We start from the raw sequence: 20405 nt of genomic DNA, 5'->3' as shown, positions 1-20405 counted from the left end.
CTTTATGAAAACCATGCCTATCGCGATACTAGGAGGGCTCATCACATCTGCGTGTTGGGCGGCGCCCTCCGGCCATTTAAACGATAACCAGCTGGTCATCTCCGGCATACCAGCGCCGCTTCCCGTACAAGACCATTCGGCCACGCTAAGGCGGGGGGCGGTAGACGTGAGAGACGATATTCAAACGCCTGCGCCTCAAATCGTCAATGTGGGAGAAAAACCCGTACAAAGAGTGAACGTCGAAAAGCGCAAACCCACCGGCTCGCTTGCTTCAACGCCACCCGTTTTACCCCCCATCACTCCGGCGCACACCAAGCCAACCACCTTCTTCATCAGTGCCAATGAAGCCCCGTACCGAGCACTGTCTCGTTGGTTGCAAAAGAAAAACCTCACGAAAGTGGCGTTTTCACTGAGCGAAGAAGAGCAAGCGGCGTTGCTTCGTCCGGTCAGCAGCAACCTTCATTTTACTGGCACCCTCCCGCAGTCCATTGAAGCGTTAGGTCAGCAGCTTGACATGCCGTTGCGCTTTGACGTCCAGCGTGGCATTGCCGCCATCCATACCCAGCCTGGAATGATTGATGTGCAATGGGTTCATGGTCGTTCGCTCAAAGAAGCCATTGCCAATCTTACCCGCGCCTATCAGTGGCATTGGCGAGAAGAAGGAGAACGACGCTCTTGGATGAGTGAGGATGATTACCCGTTAATGGCCGAGTACGGCATTGTGACACCGCGCGGCGCGTTTGACTTAGCGCTGGACACCGTACTTGAAGGCTACCCCGTTCGCGCAGAGCTTATTCCCGGCTCTCGCCAAATTTTTATCAGAGAGAGGCAATGATGAAACCCGCTTACTTTATCCTGCTCATGTTTTCCGTTGTCATGACTGGCTGCGTTAGCCAAGACTATCTCGACCGAAAGGAAAATGCGAAGCACATTCAAAACACTATGGACACCGCACGTAACAAGGCGTCAACGCCACTGGGTAACGTGCAATACCTCAGCAAACCACCCGCCCTGCCGACGCCGATAAAAAAGGACACGTCGTCGCCATGGTTGCAGCAAAAAGTCAGAGTTAAGGCCGACAGATTGCCGTTATCACTGGTGTTATCGAGACTGCTTAGCGGCACCGAGGTCGATATTTCCTTCGATCCTGACGTCGATCCCAATCGCCCCGTCACCATCAACAGCGAGGCGTCCAGAAAGTCGATATTAAATCTGCTCAGCAGCGTGACGCAATATGGCCTCACGCCAGAAGAAAAGAAGCTCACGGTCGGCTTTTATCAAACGGAAACCTTCGTGCTCACCCTGCCTTCTGGTGTCTATTCGGGGCAGCAAGGCAGTCAAAGCGAAAGCAGTGGCAGCGCACAAGAAGGTGAAAGCACAAAGGTGGACGGCCAGTACATCACGACCGGATACAATGAGGTCGATGTGGTGTCTGAGGTCGCCGATGCCCTCAAAGCGGTCCTGAATGACGAAAGTGAAGATGACGGCGAGCAATTAGTCGGCTCAGTCAAGGTGGTGCCTGGACTGACCGCCATCACCGTGCGCACCACACCCAGTCGAATGGCGCAGGTGCATCGAGTGGTGGCGGCTTACCAAAAAGAGCTCGAAAAACAAGTGCTGCTCGATGTTCGCGTTCTGGAATTTCGCTCAAACCTTGGTAAAGACCAAGGCATCGATTGGGATCTCGTGAGAGATATTGGCGATGGCACGTTAAACTTCATCATTCCAGGGACATCGACCACCTCTGGCCTTATCAGCTCAGGCAGTGGTTTAGCGTTCCAAGGCTCTGGAAAATGGGATGGCACCACCGCCTTTATTAAAGCACTAGAACAACAAGGTACGGTATCAACAGATACCCCCATCAGCGTACTCACGCTCAGCGCCCAACCTGCTCGTATCTCGCAAACCGTTGATACCCCCTACCTTTCCGATATCTCTACCGACATCACCGACACCACCACCTCAACAAGTACGACGCGCGGTAATGTGGTGGAAGGCATCGATATGATGGTCAACACCAACGTCAACGATGACTTTGTCTGGATACGCACTGCAGGCAAGCTCACCAAAATCGCGGGCGACAGCACGGAAGTGGTGAACGAGGCCACCTTGCGCTTTATTTCCACGCGCAGCGCTGACTTATCATTCACCAACAAACTGCGCTATGGCCAAACGGTGGTGATTGGCTCAGTGAAGCAACAAACCCAAACCGCCAATAAATCCTCAAGCTTTGGCATTGATGGATTAGGGAGCCAAGCAAGCGGCCAAGAAACCGTTGAAACCTTAGTGCTACTGACCCCAAGGAGAGTGAAATAATGACCACATTCACCCCTACTCACGCGGTAATAAAGGCCGACACGCTCTCAAAATGGCAGCTTTCTCGTAAGCTGCCGGGCAAGTTTAGCCTGACCGTACAACGAGGCCATTGGTTAACCCGGTATGTGAGCCAAGAAGCGGGATTTGCGATAGCGGAGGCTTGGCTACACAAGCTCGACAGCCATGCGCCTGACCATTGGTGTTTGATGGATAAACACGACCACGACCATGTTTTTTTCATGCAAGTGCGCAGTGGTGTGGTCCGAGAAGCCACGACACTCAAGATGGACGACATCAACACCGTCAAGCTCTCTCTCAGTGAGAGGGTGTATCTCACGCCAGCCTTAGCAGAGGAGGAGCGTTGGCAGTTGTGGCCATGCGAAAGCGTGCCGCCACTGGAAGAGCGCGATTGGCGACTTTACCCACTCAAACCCAACAAAAGCGCGACCTTTATTATCGGTGGCGCTTTTTTGATGGTTTGCCTGGCGCTGAGCGTGTGGCTGACCAGTGCGCCGCCTAAACCCGACACACCCCAGCCGAAAGTGGTGGATGTATATCAAGATTATCGCCGCGCTATGACCCAGGCGGTGAGCGCATCAGAGGGATTCAATGACGCGCTTTTGCTCACCAGCATGAGTGCCCTCGCCCCCTCTGGTTGGAACTTAAGCAAGGTGACCCTTCAAGGCAGCACCATGGTCGCCGTCATCGAGCGCGGTGACGACGGGCTCATGTCAAGCGCGAAACACTACTTGGCAAGCCTCGACTCACCGGCGACGTCCGTCTTGACCCTCGACGCGCTAACGCTCACCAAACCGGTAAAAGGGCATCTTGACCAGTGGCAAGACGAACTGGCGCCCTATTCACTTGGTTTTCAATTGGTCGATGTGCTCACCGGACTCGGCTGGCATACCAGCAACAGCAAAGAGAGCAAATTGGCACCCGCGAGCACCTTGGATGTCACGTTGAACAAAAACAGTGTCGCGCTCAATGAGCTCCCCTCTTTAACCACCTTGTTCCGTCCGTTGCCGCTGAGCCTTCAAGCGCTGACGCTCACCCCAAACACCGATGGTACTTACCGCGCAGCCATGCGCCTTCAATACATTGGAGAGTAATATGAAAATCACGAAAGCCCATATCCAGATTGGCATTCTGGTGATTGTCGGGCTCGTTGTTGCCACTCTTTGGCTGGCCAAAAATGCGCCGACCTCGACGGCGCCACGTTCGATTGAAACGACCAAACCAAGCTGGGTCAATGCAAGCCCTGCGTCCCCGCCACCACAACCAGACAACGTCATAAGAAAGCCCAAACCCAAAAGCGTAAGCCCCGCGCTTGTCATCGATGCGAAGGCGCAGCAGCTCATTAACCGCTCAGAAACCTTAGCGCTGGCCAAGCTTGATGCCAACATCGCCGAGCAGCAAGCCAGGGCGCGCAAAGCAACGCGCAGTGAGCCGTCACAAGAGCGCGCTGGCTACGTGCCGGCCATTTCGGTGATTGATGATTACGCCCCTCCGAGGACACCATCGAAACCCCGCACCTTAAAGGCCATTGACCGCTTCACGCTCAGTGGCCTTTTTGTTGATGAGCAAGAAGCGAGCGCCTATCTGAGCTTTGATGGCGGCGCGCCAGTGCGAGTCCGAGAAGGACAAAGCATTCAAGGTGTGCGTATTACCCACATCAATGCCAATGGGGTTCGACTCATGCAAGGCATCCAAGCCAAAGTGTTAGAAGGTGGACTATGAATCACTTACCAAAGCTCACTAAAGCTGAGGCAGAGACGTTATTAACGCTGTGTCGTGATGATGGTTACACCATCGTCGCAGACGACCTCACCATACAAACCGCGAACCCACACGCGCCCAATCTTGGCCGCATCGTTGATTTGCTGCAAGGCAGCGAAGCGATGTTAGGCAAGTCAGTCATGATTGAAGAAGTGCCTCAAAGCGTCATCGATAACACGCTTTCTACCTTCACTGACGAACAAAGAAAGGAAGGGATGACACAAGAGGCGACCAATACGGTGGAGCGGTTACTGCTGGCTCTGTGCCAAACCGCCGTCAATGAAAATAGCTCCGATGTCCATGTGCTCACCACCGCAGAAAGTACCTTGTTCTTGATCCGCAGTGTGGGCGTCAGGCGCGTTATTAGCCGCTTTCATAACCAGCAAAGCGCGCAAAATCAACCTCGCCAAGTCGGGCTTTCCTTGATGGACTATGTGTTCTCCGAGCTTGGCGGACAAGACATCAAATACACCATGCCCGCGCAAGACCGTTTTGAGGTCACGCTGACGGTCAATAACGAGCTGCGCGTGTTTGAGTGGCGAGCGGCGCTTATACCAACCGCAGAAGGACCAAAGCTCACTCTGCGCTGCCTGACGCCTCGCGATAAAGCGCTGTCATTGGAAGACATGGATTTACCCGCGCCTTATTTAAGCACACTGATAGCGATGATCCACAAACGCCAAGGCGGAATAATCATCACCGGCCCAATGGGCTCAGGGAAAAGCTCACTGGTCTATGCGCTCCTCGAAAAAGTGGATCGCATTGCACGTAACGTGCATTCCTTAGAAGACCCCGTTGAGTTTTCACAGCCGTTCGTCAGCAAAACCCAAGTGCAACCTGACGTCGAAACGGTGGAAGGCTCCGGCGTTAAGCTCGACTACGCCTTTTACTGTAAAGAGACGCTGCGTCATGACGTTGACATCTCTAACATCGGTGAAATTCGCGATAACCCGACGGCCGCCGAATTTTGTCGTAAAGCCGAAACCGGTGGCTTGGCGCTGGCCACGCTGCACACCAACAGTGCGCTCGGCGTCCCTCAGACCTTCATACAACAACTCAAAATGCCCGCCGCCATCATTGGTGCGCCCGACCTGATGGCGCTGTTTGTTCACGTGAAACTGATCAGAAAACTGTGTGGCTGCGCGTTTGAGTTTAGCCAGCATGACAGCGACGAAGTGATCAGTGCTTATCGCGATGCAAATGCAAGCGACAAGCTAGCGCTTAAAGTGCGCCAACTTAAGCAGCTTTGTCATGAAGAAGAGCTAAAGAGCGTCAAACTCTTAAATCCGAAAGGCTGTGATGCCTGCACAGGAGATGGCGCAGTGATTGGAGAAACAGGCCGCTTAGTGGTCATGGAGATGATCATTCTCGATGACAAAGACCGAGCGTTTATCGTCAAAGAAGACGATTTAGGGTGGAAAGCGCATCTGCAAAGTCAAGGATGGCCCGACATCAAACAACACTGTAAATCTCGCATTGTCCGGGGGCAAGTGGACATTTTATCTGCCTCTGAGCAAGTGGACGATCTCGTTCCAACGCCGGTCAGTGACACCTATCGCGCACTCAAGGAGGCATTATGACGCTACTTGGTCGAACCCTTGAGCAGTGGCTGTTTAGCGACAAAGAAAGGCTCGCCTTTTTACAGCAGTGGCAAAAGGCCGATAAGTACAACCTCACCACCAAAGAGTTTTGTCAATCTCTTGTCGATAATGGCACGCCAACCTTCCAGGTCATTGGTCTTGCGGGAAAAGCGGCGCCAAAGCAAGGAAAACGCTTTGTCGATGTGCTGGAAGGCTGGTTTCCGAGTGTGGTGTTAAGCTCCATCCGCGCGGCAGAAAGCGCCGGTCAACGAAGCGTTGGCATTCAGACCGCCATCGAGCAATTGCAAGGCGGGGAAAACATTGTCACCAAACTGGTTCAAATGCTGGCTTTCCCTTATGGCTTAACGGTGGGCGCGGGGCTCTACGGCGTGTACATCGCCGATAAGATGTTAAGCGCCGTAGAGCATGCCGATGGGATTGGGTTAACGGTTCGCAATCTCGTGGCGGGGTATGGCCCACTTGTCGCGATATTGTCCGCGTGTTTACTCATAGCCTTAGCCATTGCGCTGCCAAACTGGGCAGGCCCGAGCCGGCATATCACGAACCGATGGCCACTGTTTTCACTTTATCGCGCGGCAGTGGCCGCGACGTTACTGAAAACCTTAGCCAACCTCACTCAATGTGGCATGAAACTCAGCGATGCCCTCACCCAAGCCGAAATTCGCAACAGTGCGTTTGCCAAGATGCACATTCAAGCCATGAAAGACCAGAGTATCGGACAAAGTAATTTGGGGCATATTCTCGATACGCAGTTACTGCTTCCAGACGAGCTCAGTGCCATGAAGGTGCTGGGTGAGCGCGTCAATTACACCGAACTGCTCAGTCAAAGTGGCGCAAACCATAGCCAACATGTCGATAAGCAAATCGCCAAAATGAAACTCTGGCTTCCCAAAGCCGGATTGATCATCACCATTTTGGTGCTGGGCTCACTCGTTATCAGCGCCGCCTATCAACTCTACCTCAGTTTTCAATAAGGAAAAAACAGCATGACATACACAAATCCAACCCAAACCTCTCGAAAAAAAGCGCCACAGGACAATACGGATGAACCCGTGACAGTAAAGCAGACGCATACCCCGTCGTCTGCGCCACCTTCATTTAAAAAGCAATTGGGCGCCTCACTCATGGACTTCATTTTTTGGATGGGTCTCGCGGCCTTGGTGCTCGCCGGTATCGTCGCCATGGCGTCATCCGGGAAAGGACAACTGAAAGTCAACACCACCCTCACTGAAGTGAGTGAAATTCGCCAGGGCGCCGATGCTTGGGTCGGCGCGGGCACCGATACGACTGGCGTGAGCTTGACCGAAATCTGTAAAGAAGGCTACGGCTACAGTAAAGCGACGTGGTGCAGTGCGAACCAATTTGGTGGCACGTACACGGTCACCACCAGTGCCAACAAATCGTTCATTGACATCACCATCAGCAACGTCGATGCCGAAAACATCCTGGCACTGGCCAACAAACTGGCGCCGGTGAGCTCAGAACGCTGTCCAAAAGCGGACTCAAGCTGCACGAGCATTAAAACCTCTGGCTCTGACATCACTGTGACCATGTAATGCAGCGCCAAACTGGCGCCTCTGTGATCTCGTTTTTATTTGCGTTTGCGATAGCCGGCGGTGCGCTGGCTATCACCGTCGCCTTAAGCAGTAGCCTATTGCGACAAGGCGCATTACGAGAAGATTTTTCCTCGGCCATGATGGATGTGTTTACTTATACGGAGCACGCCATCAGTGCGCAATGGGAAGCATCTGGCTGCCGCGCCCAGCTTATCTCGCCAACGGTGTCGCAATTAGTCAATGACTACGATGCGCCCCGTTACTTATTAACCACCCCTTACGCTATCGCTATCGACCTTCAAACCTCCCCAGGGTCAACATTCAGTGTCGGCATCAAAGTCACCGTCAGCCTCCCACAAGGGATGACGGGTTACTCACTGAAAAAGCCCGCTATGCGGGTCGCACAAGACGTATTTATCACAGGCCGTCGCCTGACACTTTATCGGTCGATGGCCACCATTCAATCCCAGCTGCAACTTCAGTATTTCAATGGTGAAAACGGCTGTATGCAACAGGACTTTTTATGATGAAACACCAACGAGGTCTTGGTCTTCTTGATGTGTTATTTGCTATCGCGTTGCTTGGCCTTGTGTATGCCGGCGTCGCAAAGTGGGCACTCATCAACAAAGAAAAAAACGCGGCTCAAGACTACCGCAACCGGATTGAGCATGTCGTCGAAGCGCTGCAGAAGTACCAATACCAACAAAAGACCATTAAGCCCCCCGTCGCCGTGATTGACCAGTTTCCAACCAACCTCAACGATCTGGTGACCCCAGACGAACAGTTTTGGAGCAACTGCACTGCGGCCGATGAAGCCGCAAGACGCTGCGTCAGACCGGACTACTTGCCTTGGTCTTCGCTACGTATTGGTTATGAGGCGGGCAGAAAAACCGTCACCATCGGCTCGGATTTAAGAGACATCGCTTATGCCAAGTTAACGTTCCCACTGTCTAGTACCGCCATACAACCTATCTATCGAGCAAAATGGGCCACCGAACTGCTCAAGGTGCCTTATGCCAAGGCTCTCAGTAACGGCGATATTACTGTCATGGTTTATGACCCGCTCCTTTCACAGCTTTACGATGAGTTCTTGCAACGTGATGGTAGCGTTCAACTTACTGACGACTGGGATGTAGGCGGGGATTATGCGATCACCAACGCTAAGGATTTAACCCTCTTAAATTCAGATGGTACTCAAAAAATCATCAGTAAAGGGCTAGTCAATGTAATCACGGTAAAGCACGGAGACCGAGTAGACAAACCGTCGTGCCCTGACGGTATGGCTCCCGACATCATGCTCAGCATTGCCAACATATACATTGAATCCGATTTAGAACTGACCGGAAGTCAAAAGCCCTACCTAATGACTACCACCGATAGCTATTGGCAAGTCGGATTAGAAGTTCGGGTGAAAGACTTGAATTCAGGGGATTCAGGAACAAGTAACGCCGGCGAAATTACCGCCTTTACCCAATGTAAGTAACCAAGGAGCATATATGAAAACGCACTATTTACTCATCCCCGCGCTGTGCTTGAGCACCGCCGTGCACGCAAAAGTCACCTACGACGACGCACTGGAATCCAACAAACCTTATGAGTCCGCGAACGCAGCGGTACACAATCCCCCTGATAATGAGGGGCTAACAGAAGCAGAGGAGCCGATTGAAAATCAAGGGGAGTTTGGAACCTGGGCAGCATTCACAGGAAACCCTTACTACATCGAATCTTCAATGATGTTCAAGGGCGACCCGACAGGGCAACAATGCTCTCCTAAAGGCTCTTATGGCAGCCAAGATTACGAAGATTGTACACACGTTGGAAATGGCGACTTTGATTGTGATATCCGCACCAAATACTACGAGTGCAAGTAGCCGTTAATAAGCCTTCAAAAGCGCCGTCATTTAACGGCGCTTCTTTTTAAGAATCAAGTATGCCGATCGATCATAAAAATGCGTTTTATAGAACAAATGATCATAGACAAAACAAGATGTTAATATCGTTTCATATGGTTAAATTTGATACAATTCGGCTAAGCAAGGAACCCGATTTAGGATAAATTATGCTCAACAAAACTTTTACATTCATCTCTTTTGCTCTTTTATCCAGCCAAGCATTTGCGGTTGAAAACGGTACACCAATAAACTGGGCACAACAAAATAATACAGTGCAATTAGAGAATTCCACAGACACGAGTAAGTATTGCACCGCAACCATCGTAGCAGGTCATTATGCTGTGACAGCAGCTCATTGTTTAGATGAAGAGGGTCTCGATACTCTTACGACAGCTTTAGGTGAGAGCATACCTATTACTAGATTTATAAACCATCCCAGTTTTATTGAAGATGGCAGCTTCTCTGGTGAAGATATTGGCATTGTGACCGTAGCTCAACCAATCGAATACTCAAACATCCAATTCTTAAACATTGAAAATCGAGAAGAAGGCGAACCGGTCATCATTGCGGGATTTGGAGGTACCATTGATACCCTCAACTCCGTTGCGCTGACGTTCAGTCATTACCACTGGGCCGATCATTTCGCTCTCTACGCCGACGTGGTTGACGAAGACAAGCACACTACCGGTGGGGATTCGGGGGCAGCTTGGGTAAATGAGACCAACGAAATAATAGCGGTACACAAAGGGAGTACTTTGAACTTCACTACTGATACTAGAGAAACCTACGGCACTGACATCCAAGCTGTACAAGATTTCTTAACGAGCAACATTGATGGATGGCATTACCCAACCTTAGCTGATGCGAATGGAAGAACGACCATCACCGTACAATCCCTGCATCAAGGTGGTGTCATCGATTCTGCTTATACAGAGGGCGATATCACACTCCTTACTAACGAGAGCACCTGTATAACGAAAGGGACAATTTCCCCCTTTGAGCAATGCACGTACGTCATTGAAAGCAATGGTGATGAAGGGAAACTGTTCTTGTCCGACTCTGAATCGGTTCACATCAACAAGCCAGAAGACAATGCCGGTGGCGGAAATTCTGGCAGCGGTGACAGTGGCGGCTCTTTGGGATTTTGGAGCCTACTCTTACTGAGTATTGCCTCGCTACGCCGAAAGCGTTAACCTCGCATTTCTAACAAAAGGTCAGCCTTCGCTGACCTTTATTTTTGAAGTCAGTTCGTAAACGTTTACCCAACAGGTAGGCTTGCCGTTGGGCTGCATTGCCCCCCCCCCTGATGGTTTACCAACTTATTTACTGAAACAGGGCATACATTGGGATAAATGATGAACAACAACCAAGAACCAGCCTCTCTCCTTCCTCCAATAGACCAACAATTCATTGTCGCCCATATCAAACAACTGCTCATCGATAGCGAAAGTGACCCTGATTTGAGTTGGCTTTACCCACTAATTCAATCGGCAATTGTCGAAGCGACGTTGATTCATACCCGCGGTAGTCAACAACAAGCCGCTAAAATATTAGGCATCCACCGCTTTACTGTGCGCAATTACTATGATGCTTTAAAAAAATGGAAGCTCAATCCAAAGCAAATAGAGAACAAGGCGAATAATTTGTAAAGAGAGTTCCGGCTTAGACTCCTAAAAGATCCGTCTTACTCGTTATCCCAAAGCTAGCCGAGCCAAATACCAATGAAAATCCCTTTAATCATCCTGGGCGCTTTTTTGCTGGCCCTAGTTTATGCCTATGGGTTACGCATCAACCTCTCATATTCTTATCCCATCGGTTTATATCGCATAACAGCAACAGACCAAATCAAGAAAGGCGACCTGATATCTTTCTGCCCCCCTAGTGGCAACGCGATAACCCTTGCTTTAGAGCGAGGCTATGTAAAGCACGGCACCTGCTCAAGTGGCAGCACACCGCTCATCAAGAAAATCATAGCCACTCAAGGCGACACCATTACCTTCGATAGTGTTATCAGCATAAACGGTGAAGCACTCGCGCAATACCCAATCCATGCTGCAGATAGCCTTCATCGAACATTACCTAAGCCTCAAGACCTCACTCTGAATAAAGGCGAAGTCTTGCTGCTTTCAGATTTTGCCCCTTTTGACAGCTTCGATGGCCGCTACTTTGGCGCCGTTAGCACTGAGGCCATTCTCGGACGGGCAACACCCATACTGACTTTTAAAGGAGGTTAGCTTCCTATGATAGACATCACCCCATACACCGACTGCATTTATCAAGTCCACCCGACCACCATCGAACAAGTCATAAAAAACGAATCGAGTTTCAAACCCTTCGCAATCAACGTCAATAAGCTTCCAGGCCATAGCCCACCCAAATTTAAACAGCCGAGAACAAAAGAGGAAGCCATCAACTTGGCGAACTACTACCTCTCTCTTGGCCACTCGGTTGATTTGGGCCTGATGCAAATCAACACAAGCAACCTCAAGGCTTACGGCGTCACGATTGAAGAGATGCTTACCCCCTGCAAAAACATCCAGGTTGGCTCGAAAATTCTTCATAAAAGCTACCAACGCGCACTGAAAATAAATCCAGAGCCGGGTGCTGCGCTGCAAATCGCTCTCTCCTATTACAACACCGGCAGTCCTAACCGCGGCTTTAGAAATGGATACGTCAAAAAGTACATCAGCAGCAGCGTCACCCAACGTGTACGCGCAGCGCCATCCAGCATCTCAACTCAAGGACTTTATGACTAAATAACAAGACAACGTTCGCGCACGAATTTAGCGAGGAATGAAAGAAATGACGAAACTGAGGTTTGTACACATGCAGGATACATTTGTCTCGTCATTTCTTTCATTATCAGTATAGGAAAAATTTTTCGCAGACAAAAAAATGCCCATATGAGATATGGACATAACGGAAGATTTTCACTTTTGCTGTTTTTTGTACTCTGCGTTCCATCGCGAGCCAAGGCTTATTGAACTGCCTCATACCATGGTAACTCAAGTGATGCAGGACAAGAAGTGTCCTAAGGGGTATCTAACTAAATCCTAACAAACGTCAGACCAAAATAACTTTGATACAAAATGGACGTCCGTCATGCCATTTTTAAGCCTTAGAAACGGTACTCAATCCCCAAAACTTTCACCTTTCTCTTTCCCTAATAACATCAAAGAGTGAACGAAATGGACAATGAATTACCCATTTTAGAATGCGATATCGAGCTAATGAGACGGCTCAATGTGCCAAGCCAAACCACATTAAAACAAGCTTCATCTGAGTTTGCCGCTTATTGGCAACGGGTGAGAAAAGAGGCAGACATGCGTGAGAAAACACCCATCAACGCGTCACACGCAGCGCCGAGTAAAAGAAATGACACCAAACCGTGAATGAATTTCACGCTTGGAGTGTTGGTGCCACCTCTTTCATAACACCCTACCTTCTCTTAATTAATATCTCAATCAAAAAGAGCTCCCCCATGCAATACGTTTTACTTCCCACCTCCAACGACCAAACCTTTCTTGCCGATTGCAAGGAAATCATCGCTATCAGGGAAGGAGTGACAGACCAATCGAAGTTTGATGAATCACACCTCACCTATCACCTCATGTATGGCGCCTATAAACCTCAAACCCACGCGAACTACACCGCAGAAGAAGTCAAAGCGGACATCAGTGAAGCCATTGACCAATGGCTTATCCACATTGATGGCAAGCGCATCATCGATTTGAGTATCGAGGCCATTGTGGTTTCAGACAGCATCATCAAACGCCAATGCAGCACATTAGCCCACCCAATAGAAACCCAAGATGTGGCCTTTGCCGCTCTGGTCAAGGCGCCTGCGTGCTTTGACATTGACAACAGACATTACCAAACCCGCACCGCTTATTTACGTTGGGATGGTATCGATGCCATCACCACACTGATGAATCGAAAAGGGTTGTTTGCCTTCACCAGTGAAGACAAACGATTCACGCCAGAAGAGCCATTAACGAAGAAGAATTGGCGCTACTACGTTGACCATCTGCGGATGCTCAAAGAAGCCCGCCGTGCACAATAGGATAGTAAAAATGACCATTGAAAAACCCGATCACCCATCACTCATCGAACAGCTAGCCAAGCAAGCTCATCGAGGCTGTGGACTCAGCTTTGAGCTCTATAGCAGACGCTTTCAATCCTCTGTAAACGCACTTCTAGAACGTCTACCTGACGACGAAAAAGAAACCGTGATAGCGCTCGCAGAGGCGCATGGCTACGAGCGTGACCAACCCAATGTTGTACAAAATTCCACGCCAGAATGGGATGAAGACACTCGCTATTGTTCTCACGGCATTGAGCTCGGTTGCTGCCCAGCGGGGTGTGGCGAATGAGTGACGTAACCAATAAAGGAAACAGCACGATGAACTCAAACGTTCAATTGACTGATGAGGAAGAGCAAGAACTTCAAGCATTCGAAGAACAGCAATATCAAATGACTCTCATCAGCGCTCTAGGACCATCGGGATTTACTGAAACCAACGATGAACTTCATGCCTTTGCAGGCAAAGTGGTAGCAGAAGCAAAAGAAACGCTCCAGAAGAAACCAATACAGTGTCGCTTATGGGGCTATCGCCATGATGGATATGAAATGTTGTCTTGTGACTTGTTCAGTGACGACAAGTCACAATGTATGCCTATCACCATCACGGCCTGTCACGAACAAAATTTAGAAGATCTAAACGAGCCTGAGGTTTACGACATGGTGGAAGCGTGGCACTTAGCCAGCCTCATCATTCACGGTTTAGACGCTCATATCAAAACTGGACGTCACCGTAATGAAGTGAATGAGCGGCTTCTCGCTCACCCGCTAAAAGGAGACGAAACCAACGGTAAGATTAACTTGTGGAAGGATGAACAAACAAAATAAAAGAGACGATGAAACCTGCCCTGAGTTGCGAGAAAGAAACAAGCCACACCGTCACTAATAACAGTAGTATCAATGCGTTGATATTTCCAGCGCTCGATATCGCGGTGGAAATCATCGCGCCCCGCGAGAGTTAAAACACGATCAACGAAATGCACAGCGCGATAACTTCCGCACTCAGATTAGCACCTCACGAAACATTTTCCATCCACCGTCTCACTTATCCAACTATCCATCATGAGGAAGACTGGAAACCTCCAGGGTTTATTTCCAGCCGATTGTGGAGAGATGGGTAAGTGCGTGAGCGGCCAAACTCAAACATAACCCCAAACAGGACCATAAAAGGTGAATAGTTATGAGTATTCAGTATTTTCAAACCACCATGCTAAAGCTATTTCAAAAGCTAAAAATCATCGCCCCAGATTTGATCTCAAGTTCACACCTTGATTATCAGATACCTCTAGAAAAACACCTCGATGAGTACAGAGAGTTGCTGTTTGAGATAGAGCACCAAACACACTTCTTCACACAGATAGCGCCGCACTGGTCAAAAAGTCATGCCTCACTGCACGATGATTTTCTTGAGCATCTTCTCGAAAACAAAAGGTCAGCCCCCCGAACCATGCAGCAATATCGCTCTCGTCCAAAACCACCTTTCTTACAAGCGAAGGAAAGCGACAAAATGGAGCAGTGGATCAGATGAAAAATAACCGAACACTCAATTTATCAACCATCACTGGCGCCCTCATTCAGCATGTCGTCAACCTTACATTTGATCAAAGCATCACTACTGGTGAGGTAAACCTTGAAAGAGCAACGCTAATTGAACAGCTAGGGCTTGCTTTACAAATGGATGAAGACGTCAGTGAGTATACCTTCAGCGCGCTCAACACTAACGGATTTTGCGCCCCAAAATACTCTCACGCGTTCATTGCCGCTTTGGCACTTCGTCTTTTAAAAGATGAGGGTAAAAAATCCTTTGAAGATCACTGGTTGCAAACGGAACAATCCTTTGAGGATTGTTATCGTCCAGAGCCACCGTTGAACGAATGCCTTTATAAACTTCATCATCATTATGATATTGGTGATCAGAGTCGATACTTTACGTTTCCAAAACAATGGGTCAACGCCACTGACTTGGCCGTGTATCTACAGTTCAAAGCGGAAGCTTTATTCGATGATGCCATCTGTTTAGATCACCAAACGATCATGAATTTCCTCACTCAATTTGGCGCAAAAGAATACAAAGGAAAACGTCCACCATGCAGAAAAATTGACATGTATAGCGACCGAGAGTTGCGTTGTGGCACTTGGCATGAACTCTATTACCCACCATTTGACAAGGAATATGGAAAGCAAGCCGAATCCTTTTTAAAGCAAGATAAAGCGACGATGGAGCAAGCTATTAAATTGCGTGAAACCGCCCCAAACCCTCAACCTCTTAATCCATAAAAAGAGTATCGACTATGCAAGACATCATCAAAAAACTCAGCACCCCAAGGCAAGCGAAAACGGTGCTCAAACACGCCAGTGTTGAGCAGCTTGAACGCGTCTTAACTGTCATTACTGAGTTCAAACAAGAGAAAGAACTGGAAGCTCAAATACAAGCCGAGCGAGAGCAGCAAGAGCGCCAAGAGCTCGAAGCGATGCGCGAGCAAATCATTAATAAGGGACTCGACTTTGACAAGTTGTGTGATCTAATGAAGCCGAAAAAGAAACCTCGTAAGGCAAGCAAAAGCAGCACCAACACGCCATCAAACACCTACGTTTATGATGACAACAAAACGTGGGATGGCGTGGGTGAGGTGCCAACTGAATTGCAAAGTTTACTCGATGAAGGCTTCGAACTTTCGGACTTTATCGCGCAATCCTAACTTCGTTTTTTCACCTTAACACCGTCTCTTCCCCTCTCTCAATGCGCGCTTCACGCGCACCACTCATTGCGCCATTTCAATCCCCTAGGATTGTTAAATAGCGGTAATGACGAACACGCAACATGACCATCCTTGAGGATGGGACGTGTTGTCCTTTCGTGAACGTCTCGTGTCAATTTCCCTTTCAAATTTCAATCCCAAAGGATTGTTAAAGAGAAAGGAAAATTCGATGCACGAGGAGTGAGCGCTTAAAAAAGTCCGCAAGCAAAAACGCGAAATGCGTCGCCGCCAAAGTGTGGATTCCGGCGTTCCACGCCCCACTTTGGCAAGACAAATTGAGCGAAACAGCGCGGGCTTTTTTTCAATCTCAGCAAACGAAAAGCTCTGCTTTGAGTGCGCCTAGATTGCTAGCCCTAATTTCATTCAATCGCCCGAGCGCCCCCTCTGCGGGGCTTGATTGATAATGAAAATTAGGGTCGCAGCGTTCAGCGGAGAACCTGAGACAAGGGAGTCCCCGACCGCAGGCTCAGGCGGGGGAGCCGAAACAAAACGCTCAGCGTCCAGCGATTAAAGCGAGACCTCCCCAGAGGTCGATTTTGTTTTGGGGGCTTGCCCCCGAAAACCGTTGAGTAGGCGAGACCAAGCTCGTCTGGGTAGCGGAAAACGAGAATTTTGAGCAAGTGAGGAACGAACGGCCAAAAGGCGACATTTTCCACTTTCAGAGGGGCTTGGTCTCGCGTAGCGAGGCGGTTTTCGGCCTTTAATTAGAAGGGTCAGCGCAGGGGCGTCCAGCCCCGAGCATGAGTCTTCTAATTCATTGAAAAAGCGCAGCTTTTGAGATGATTATCCCCTTCGGGATAACCCCATACCTTGGAGCGTTCAGCGTAAAGGCTTGGGCATCCATCGGCTACTCATATCGGCTACACCCTGTAGCCGATATGAGTAGCCGATAACTGTAGCCGATGATATTCAACTAAGGAGCATCAAGATCATGTTTGATATGATCATCAATCCCATTTTAGATCTGTCTTTACTGGCACTCTCTCAACTGTATTTGCTGACGTTTTACTATGCCAGCGTACTCAGTTTTCTCTCCGGTTTGATCTCCCCAACGATCTACTTTGATAAACCGGAAAAAAACGAAAAAGGATCCCTATTGCGACGCCTGTTTATCTTCGTTGCGATCTTACTTTTTTTGCTTGGGACACTCGCCAACGTCACCATCCCAACACTGATTGCTGTAGTGCAAACCGCCAGCTACGTACCCGTTTCAGAATTGGTGTATCCGTTTATCTCGTACTTCTATATTCCGCTGTTCTTTGTTGGTGCGGGCACCCACATTGCCATTCGCCGAGTCGCGACACCACATCTGAACCAGCTTAAATCTAAGTTCACCAAACGCACGCAAATGGCGCGTGATGAACGCACCGACGTGCGCACAGTAAAGCACTTTTTACCAGAAACGCTGGCGTACGATCCCGAAGACTACATTGATCTCAATAAAGGCGTGTTTGTCGGATTGGATCGCGTACATAAACCGCAATACATCCCACTGGCTGACTTCCAAAAACAGCACGCGGACATCATCGGCACCACGGGTGCCGGTAAAGGGGTCGCCTCAGGATTGATCTTGTATCAACTTATCCTTGCTGATGAAGGCGTGTTTGTGATGGATCCTAAAAATGATGAATGGGCACCGCACTTGATGAAGTACGCCTGTGAAAAAGCGGGCAAACCTTTCTACCTGATTGACCTGAATAAAAAAGTGCCTCAACTCGATCTCTTAGCGGATGCAACGCCGGAACAAATCGAAGAGATAATGGTGGCTGGATTCAGCCTTGCCGAGAAAGGCGACATGGCTGATTTCTATCGTATCGACGACAGAAAAGCGGCCAGAGAAGCCCCAATGAAGGCAACGGAAGAAGAGCGTCAGTCATTCAAAGGACTGTTCAGTTCACTCTATGTTCAAGGTCTTGAAGACACCATCAAAGCGTTCTACGGCAAACTCGAAGAACTCTCGTTAGTCGAGTCCATTAATGCGGTTGGTGGCATGCGACTGCAAGATGTGTTCGACCATGGCGGCTGTTGTTACGTCATTGGCTCAATGCGTAATTCGAAGATATTGATCACGCAGAAGATGATCTTAATCCGTTTATTTCAGCTTGCTGAAATGCGCGACCGTGTGGCGGGTAAGCCGCGTCCCATTGCTATCTTCTTGGATGAATTGAAATACCACATTTCAAAACCAGCGATGGAAGGTTTGGGCGCCGCACGCGACAAAGGCGTGCACATGCTTCTTGCCCACCAATCGATTGCCGATTTAAAAGACTGTCCGGCCGATCTTAACGGTGATGCCGTGGTAGGTGCAGTGGTCGAGAACACCAAGTTCAAATTGGTGTATCGCTTACAAGATCCCGACACCGCCGAATGGGTGTCTAAAATGTCCGGCACCATCTTAGTGGATGACGAGACTCGCTATGTCGAATCCAGCAAAACGCTCAATGAAGTGGTCGATGATAAACGCAACATCAGAATGGCCGAGAGACAATATGTCGATACCAACATGTTGCTCAACCTGCCCAACTTTGTGAGCTATATCTTCACAATGAATGACGTTCCCAAGCCATCCTTGATTGCTCCGATCAAAGTACAAAAACAAACCCTCGTCACGTTTGATGAAACGCAAGCTCATACCGCCAGTGACGATGAAAAAGTCGAAGAACACAATGAAGCGCCAGCTTCTAAAAAGCGCCAAGATATCGGAGAAGAGAACAACATTGAAGTTGAAACAGCGTCGCTCTCAGAAACAGAAACTCTCGACACTAATGAAGAATTTGATCTGGATGCGGTCACTCCTCTGCCCCCTAACAAGAACCCGGCAGAGGCAATTCAATCACAAAAGGAAATAGAGGCAGCAGTTAAAACGTTAGAACAACAAATCGAAGGACTCAAAAAATGATAGTCAACACCAGACAATGGCACTCATGGTTTCGCTACATCAAACGAAAAATATTTCTCGGTTCACAACAAGAAGAAAAACGTGTCACGGTGCCTACAACCATTTTGGGTAACAGCCAAGAGTATGCATTAGAAGATATTGAACTGATGGGGATACCGGTTGTTGTCCACCCAATGGACGACAACTGGACGCCAAAAAAGAAACCTCAACCTAAACAGGAGGCATTATCCAATGGAACTACGCACTAAACGACTGCTGTCTCTCTGGGATCATAAAACCTACACCAATCGAGCCCGTCCATTAGATAAACCTATTGACGGGCTTTTTGTTTATCAAAGTCTTTTTTCTGTGGAAGCCTTCGCATCACGACCCGCTCAAAACGTGACAACACAACTGGCGAAGGTCACTGCCGAAAGTTTGTTAGAAAAAATACGATCACTACGTGACGACATCAATCAACGCCACCGAAACTTCATTAATAACATCGGCGAACTCGACATCAACACACACTCCACTCAAGCGTTCCAAGAGGCAGAAACAGAACAACGGTTATACACACCTGGCAGTGTCATGCTCATGAAAGTATTTATGGCCGCAGACCGTTATTTCGACACGCTTTACAAGGCAAGATTGAACGGCGAGCTCACCGAAACAGAATACGATCGACGACGCAATAAAATGGCGAAACAGATCACTCGAAACCTCAACCAAGTGAATGTTACCTGTCTTTCTTTTCATAAAGTTCGCAAAGAAGCGGAGGCTTCAATATGAGCCAATTGATCACCTCAAAGGCTGACCGCTACCAAAGACATTACGAAAAAATGGCGACTGTGATCCAATTCCTTAAAGAAGAGTCATACACAAACTTCGAAATTTTAATGCTGCTACTGGAGTACAAGGACAAAAATCCCTTATATCGGTTGCTCAATAAACTGGTAGGCCTTGGCTATATCCACAAACATGAGTTTGAATTTCAAACCGGTAAAATTTCAATCTGGGGGATCACCGATTTAGGACTGATACAAAACATTCAGAACATCAACGAAGATTTTCGTGCGTTCGATCCTTACCGCGTAAAATTCGGTACGCTGGAGCACAAGCTCATGAATCAAAAAGCACAGATTTATTTGCAGCAAAATGGCTGGACGAACTGGCGTAACGCCGATCAATATTCCTTTCGAAAAGAATATGATGTCGAACATCGCCCAGATGCCACCATCACAGCACCTAACGGATTTACCATCGCCATTGAAACAGAGCGCACTCTAAAAACGGTCTCTCGTTATCGCTCAATCCTTAAAAGCCACATTCTCGCGCAAAAGAAAAAATACTGGAGCGCGGTGTTTTATGTGGTGCTCAATAACGACATTCGCCAGCTATTAATCAAGCGCTTTGACCGCATTGAATACATTCCTTTCAGCGAATCCAAACACCCGTTTGAACATTACCGTCCAAAGCTCGTGCGTATCTTCACGCTCGACGAACTCAAAACCCTCACCCTTCAATAATTTCATCATTCACG

The 20405-nt window shown here is 48.8% G+C and carries 25 protein-coding genes; all 25 read left to right on the top strand.

Annotated elements, in window-relative coordinates:
- Positions 1 to 166 precede the first annotated feature (166 nt).
- The 25 genes from ATB78_RS21115 to mobC all read left to right on the top strand — a co-directional run bounded on the left by ATB78_RS21115 (position 167) and on the right by mobC (position 20391).
- Positions 167 to 835, top strand: a complete 669-nt coding sequence (locus ATB78_RS21115) for a hypothetical protein (RefSeq protein WP_240537432.1) — start codon at positions 167 to 169, stop codon at positions 833 to 835.
- Positions 832 to 2316, top strand: a complete 1485-nt coding sequence (locus tag ATB78_RS21110) for a type II and III secretion system protein (protein ID WP_240537431.1) — start codon at positions 832 to 834, stop codon at positions 2314 to 2316. The genes ATB78_RS21115 and ATB78_RS21110 overlap by 4 nt, the downstream gene beginning before the upstream one ends.
- Positions 2316 to 3428, top strand: coding sequence for a hypothetical protein (locus tag ATB78_RS21105; protein ID WP_061010355.1), 1113 nt, complete (start codon positions 2316 to 2318; stop codon positions 3426 to 3428). The genes ATB78_RS21110 and ATB78_RS21105 overlap by 1 nt, the downstream gene beginning before the upstream one ends.
- Position 3429: 1 nt before the next feature.
- Positions 3430 to 4056, top strand: coding sequence for a hypothetical protein (locus ATB78_RS21100; protein ID WP_061010354.1), 627 nt, complete (start codon positions 3430 to 3432; stop codon positions 4054 to 4056).
- The gene (locus ATB78_RS21095) at positions 4053 to 5675 is read left to right on the top strand and encodes an ATPase, T2SS/T4P/T4SS family (protein WP_061010352.1); all 1623 of its coding nucleotides are present in this window, start codon (positions 4053 to 4055) and stop codon (positions 5673 to 5675) included. The genes ATB78_RS21100 and ATB78_RS21095 overlap by 4 nt, the downstream gene beginning before the upstream one ends.
- Positions 5672 to 6670, top strand: coding sequence for a hypothetical protein (locus tag ATB78_RS21090; RefSeq protein ID WP_061010350.1), 999 nt, complete (start codon positions 5672 to 5674; stop codon positions 6668 to 6670). The genes ATB78_RS21095 and ATB78_RS21090 overlap by 4 nt, the downstream gene beginning before the upstream one ends.
- 12 nt (positions 6671 to 6682) lie before the next feature.
- Entirely contained in the window at positions 6683 to 7252 is a 570-nt protein-coding gene (locus ATB78_RS21085) for a hypothetical protein (protein ID WP_240537430.1), read from the top strand.
- Positions 7252 to 7779 (top strand): hypothetical protein, encoded by a 528-nt coding sequence (locus ATB78_RS21080; protein ID WP_061010348.1) that lies wholly within the window; start codon positions 7252 to 7254, stop codon positions 7777 to 7779. Before ATB78_RS21085 ends, ATB78_RS21080 begins: the two co-directional genes overlap by 1 nt.
- Complete coding sequence (locus ATB78_RS21075) at positions 7776 to 8735, top strand: type II secretion system protein (protein ID WP_155647852.1); 960 nt, start codon at positions 7776 to 7778, stop codon at positions 8733 to 8735. The genes ATB78_RS21080 and ATB78_RS21075 overlap by 4 nt, the downstream gene beginning before the upstream one ends.
- 13 nt (positions 8736 to 8748) lie before the next feature.
- Positions 8749 to 9123 (top strand): hypothetical protein, encoded by a 375-nt coding sequence (locus ATB78_RS21070; protein WP_061010347.1) that lies wholly within the window; start codon positions 8749 to 8751, stop codon positions 9121 to 9123.
- Positions 9124 to 9311: 188 nt separating this feature from the next.
- On the top strand, positions 9312 to 10337 hold the full coding sequence (locus ATB78_RS21065; protein ID WP_061010345.1) for a trypsin-like serine protease: 1026 nt from the start codon (positions 9312 to 9314) through the stop codon (positions 10335 to 10337).
- Positions 10338 to 10499: 162 nt separating this feature from the next.
- Positions 10500 to 10793: a helix-turn-helix domain-containing protein gene (locus tag ATB78_RS21060; RefSeq protein WP_061010343.1), complete on the top strand. Its 294-nt coding sequence runs from the start codon at positions 10500 to 10502 to the stop codon at positions 10791 to 10793.
- A 72-nt stretch (positions 10794 to 10865) separates the two neighbouring features.
- Positions 10866 to 11378: a conjugative transfer signal peptidase TraF gene (traF, locus tag ATB78_RS21055; RefSeq protein ID WP_061010341.1), complete on the top strand. Its 513-nt coding sequence runs from the start codon at positions 10866 to 10868 to the stop codon at positions 11376 to 11378.
- Between the two features lie 6 nt (positions 11379 to 11384).
- A complete protein-coding gene (locus ATB78_RS21050; RefSeq protein WP_061010338.1) occupies positions 11385 to 11900 on the top strand; it encodes a lytic transglycosylase domain-containing protein in 516 nt (171 codons plus the stop codon).
- Positions 11901 to 12332: 432 nt separating this feature from the next.
- Positions 12333 to 12536: a hypothetical protein gene (locus tag ATB78_RS21045; RefSeq protein WP_061010336.1), complete on the top strand. Its 204-nt coding sequence runs from the start codon at positions 12333 to 12335 to the stop codon at positions 12534 to 12536.
- 89 nt (positions 12537 to 12625) lie between these two features.
- On the top strand, positions 12626 to 13207 hold the full coding sequence (locus ATB78_RS21040) for a hypothetical protein (RefSeq protein WP_061010335.1): 582 nt from the start codon (positions 12626 to 12628) through the stop codon (positions 13205 to 13207).
- Positions 13208 to 13217: 10 nt separating this feature from the next.
- The gene (locus tag ATB78_RS21035; protein WP_061010333.1) at positions 13218 to 13517 is read left to right on the top strand and encodes a hypothetical protein; all 300 of its coding nucleotides are present in this window, start codon (positions 13218 to 13220) and stop codon (positions 13515 to 13517) included.
- Positions 13514 to 14053, top strand: coding sequence for a hypothetical protein (locus ATB78_RS21030; RefSeq protein WP_155647851.1), 540 nt, complete (start codon positions 13514 to 13516; stop codon positions 14051 to 14053). The genes ATB78_RS21035 and ATB78_RS21030 overlap by 4 nt, the downstream gene beginning before the upstream one ends.
- Positions 14054 to 14405: 352 nt before the next feature.
- Positions 14406 to 14753: a hypothetical protein gene (locus ATB78_RS21025; protein WP_061010329.1), complete on the top strand. Its 348-nt coding sequence runs from the start codon at positions 14406 to 14408 to the stop codon at positions 14751 to 14753.
- Positions 14750 to 15502, top strand: a complete 753-nt coding sequence (locus ATB78_RS21020) for a hypothetical protein (protein ID WP_061010328.1) — start codon at positions 14750 to 14752, stop codon at positions 15500 to 15502. Before ATB78_RS21025 ends, ATB78_RS21020 begins: the two co-directional genes overlap by 4 nt.
- Before the next feature lie 14 nt (positions 15503 to 15516).
- Positions 15517 to 15924 carry an H-NS family nucleoid-associated regulatory protein gene (locus ATB78_RS21015; protein ID WP_061010326.1) on the top strand — a complete coding sequence of 136 codons (408 nt, stop codon included), beginning with the start codon at positions 15517 to 15519 and terminating at the stop codon, positions 15922 to 15924.
- Between the two features lie 991 nt (positions 15925 to 16915).
- The gene (locus ATB78_RS21010) at positions 16916 to 18883 is read left to right on the top strand and encodes a type IV secretion system DNA-binding domain-containing protein (protein ID WP_061010324.1); all 1968 of its coding nucleotides are present in this window, start codon (positions 16916 to 16918) and stop codon (positions 18881 to 18883) included.
- Positions 18880 to 19131 (top strand): hypothetical protein, encoded by a 252-nt coding sequence (locus tag ATB78_RS21005; protein ID WP_061010322.1) that lies wholly within the window; start codon positions 18880 to 18882, stop codon positions 19129 to 19131. Before ATB78_RS21010 ends, ATB78_RS21005 begins: the two co-directional genes overlap by 4 nt.
- A complete protein-coding gene (locus tag ATB78_RS21000; RefSeq protein ID WP_025789707.1) occupies positions 19115 to 19654 on the top strand; it encodes a hypothetical protein in 540 nt (179 codons plus the stop codon). The genes ATB78_RS21005 and ATB78_RS21000 overlap by 17 nt, the downstream gene beginning before the upstream one ends.
- Positions 19651 to 20391, top strand: a complete 741-nt coding sequence (mobC, locus tag ATB78_RS20995) for a MobC family replication-relaxation protein (RefSeq protein ID WP_061010320.1) — start codon at positions 19651 to 19653, stop codon at positions 20389 to 20391. Before ATB78_RS21000 ends, mobC begins: the two co-directional genes overlap by 4 nt.
- Positions 20392 to 20405 lie beyond the last annotated feature (14 nt).

The organism is Vibrio sp. CUB2, assembly GCF_001557945.1.
Lineage (GTDB): Bacteria > Pseudomonadota > Gammaproteobacteria > Enterobacterales > Vibrionaceae > Vibrio > Vibrio owensii.
This window is presented reverse-complemented; position numbering and strand designations above follow the sequence as displayed.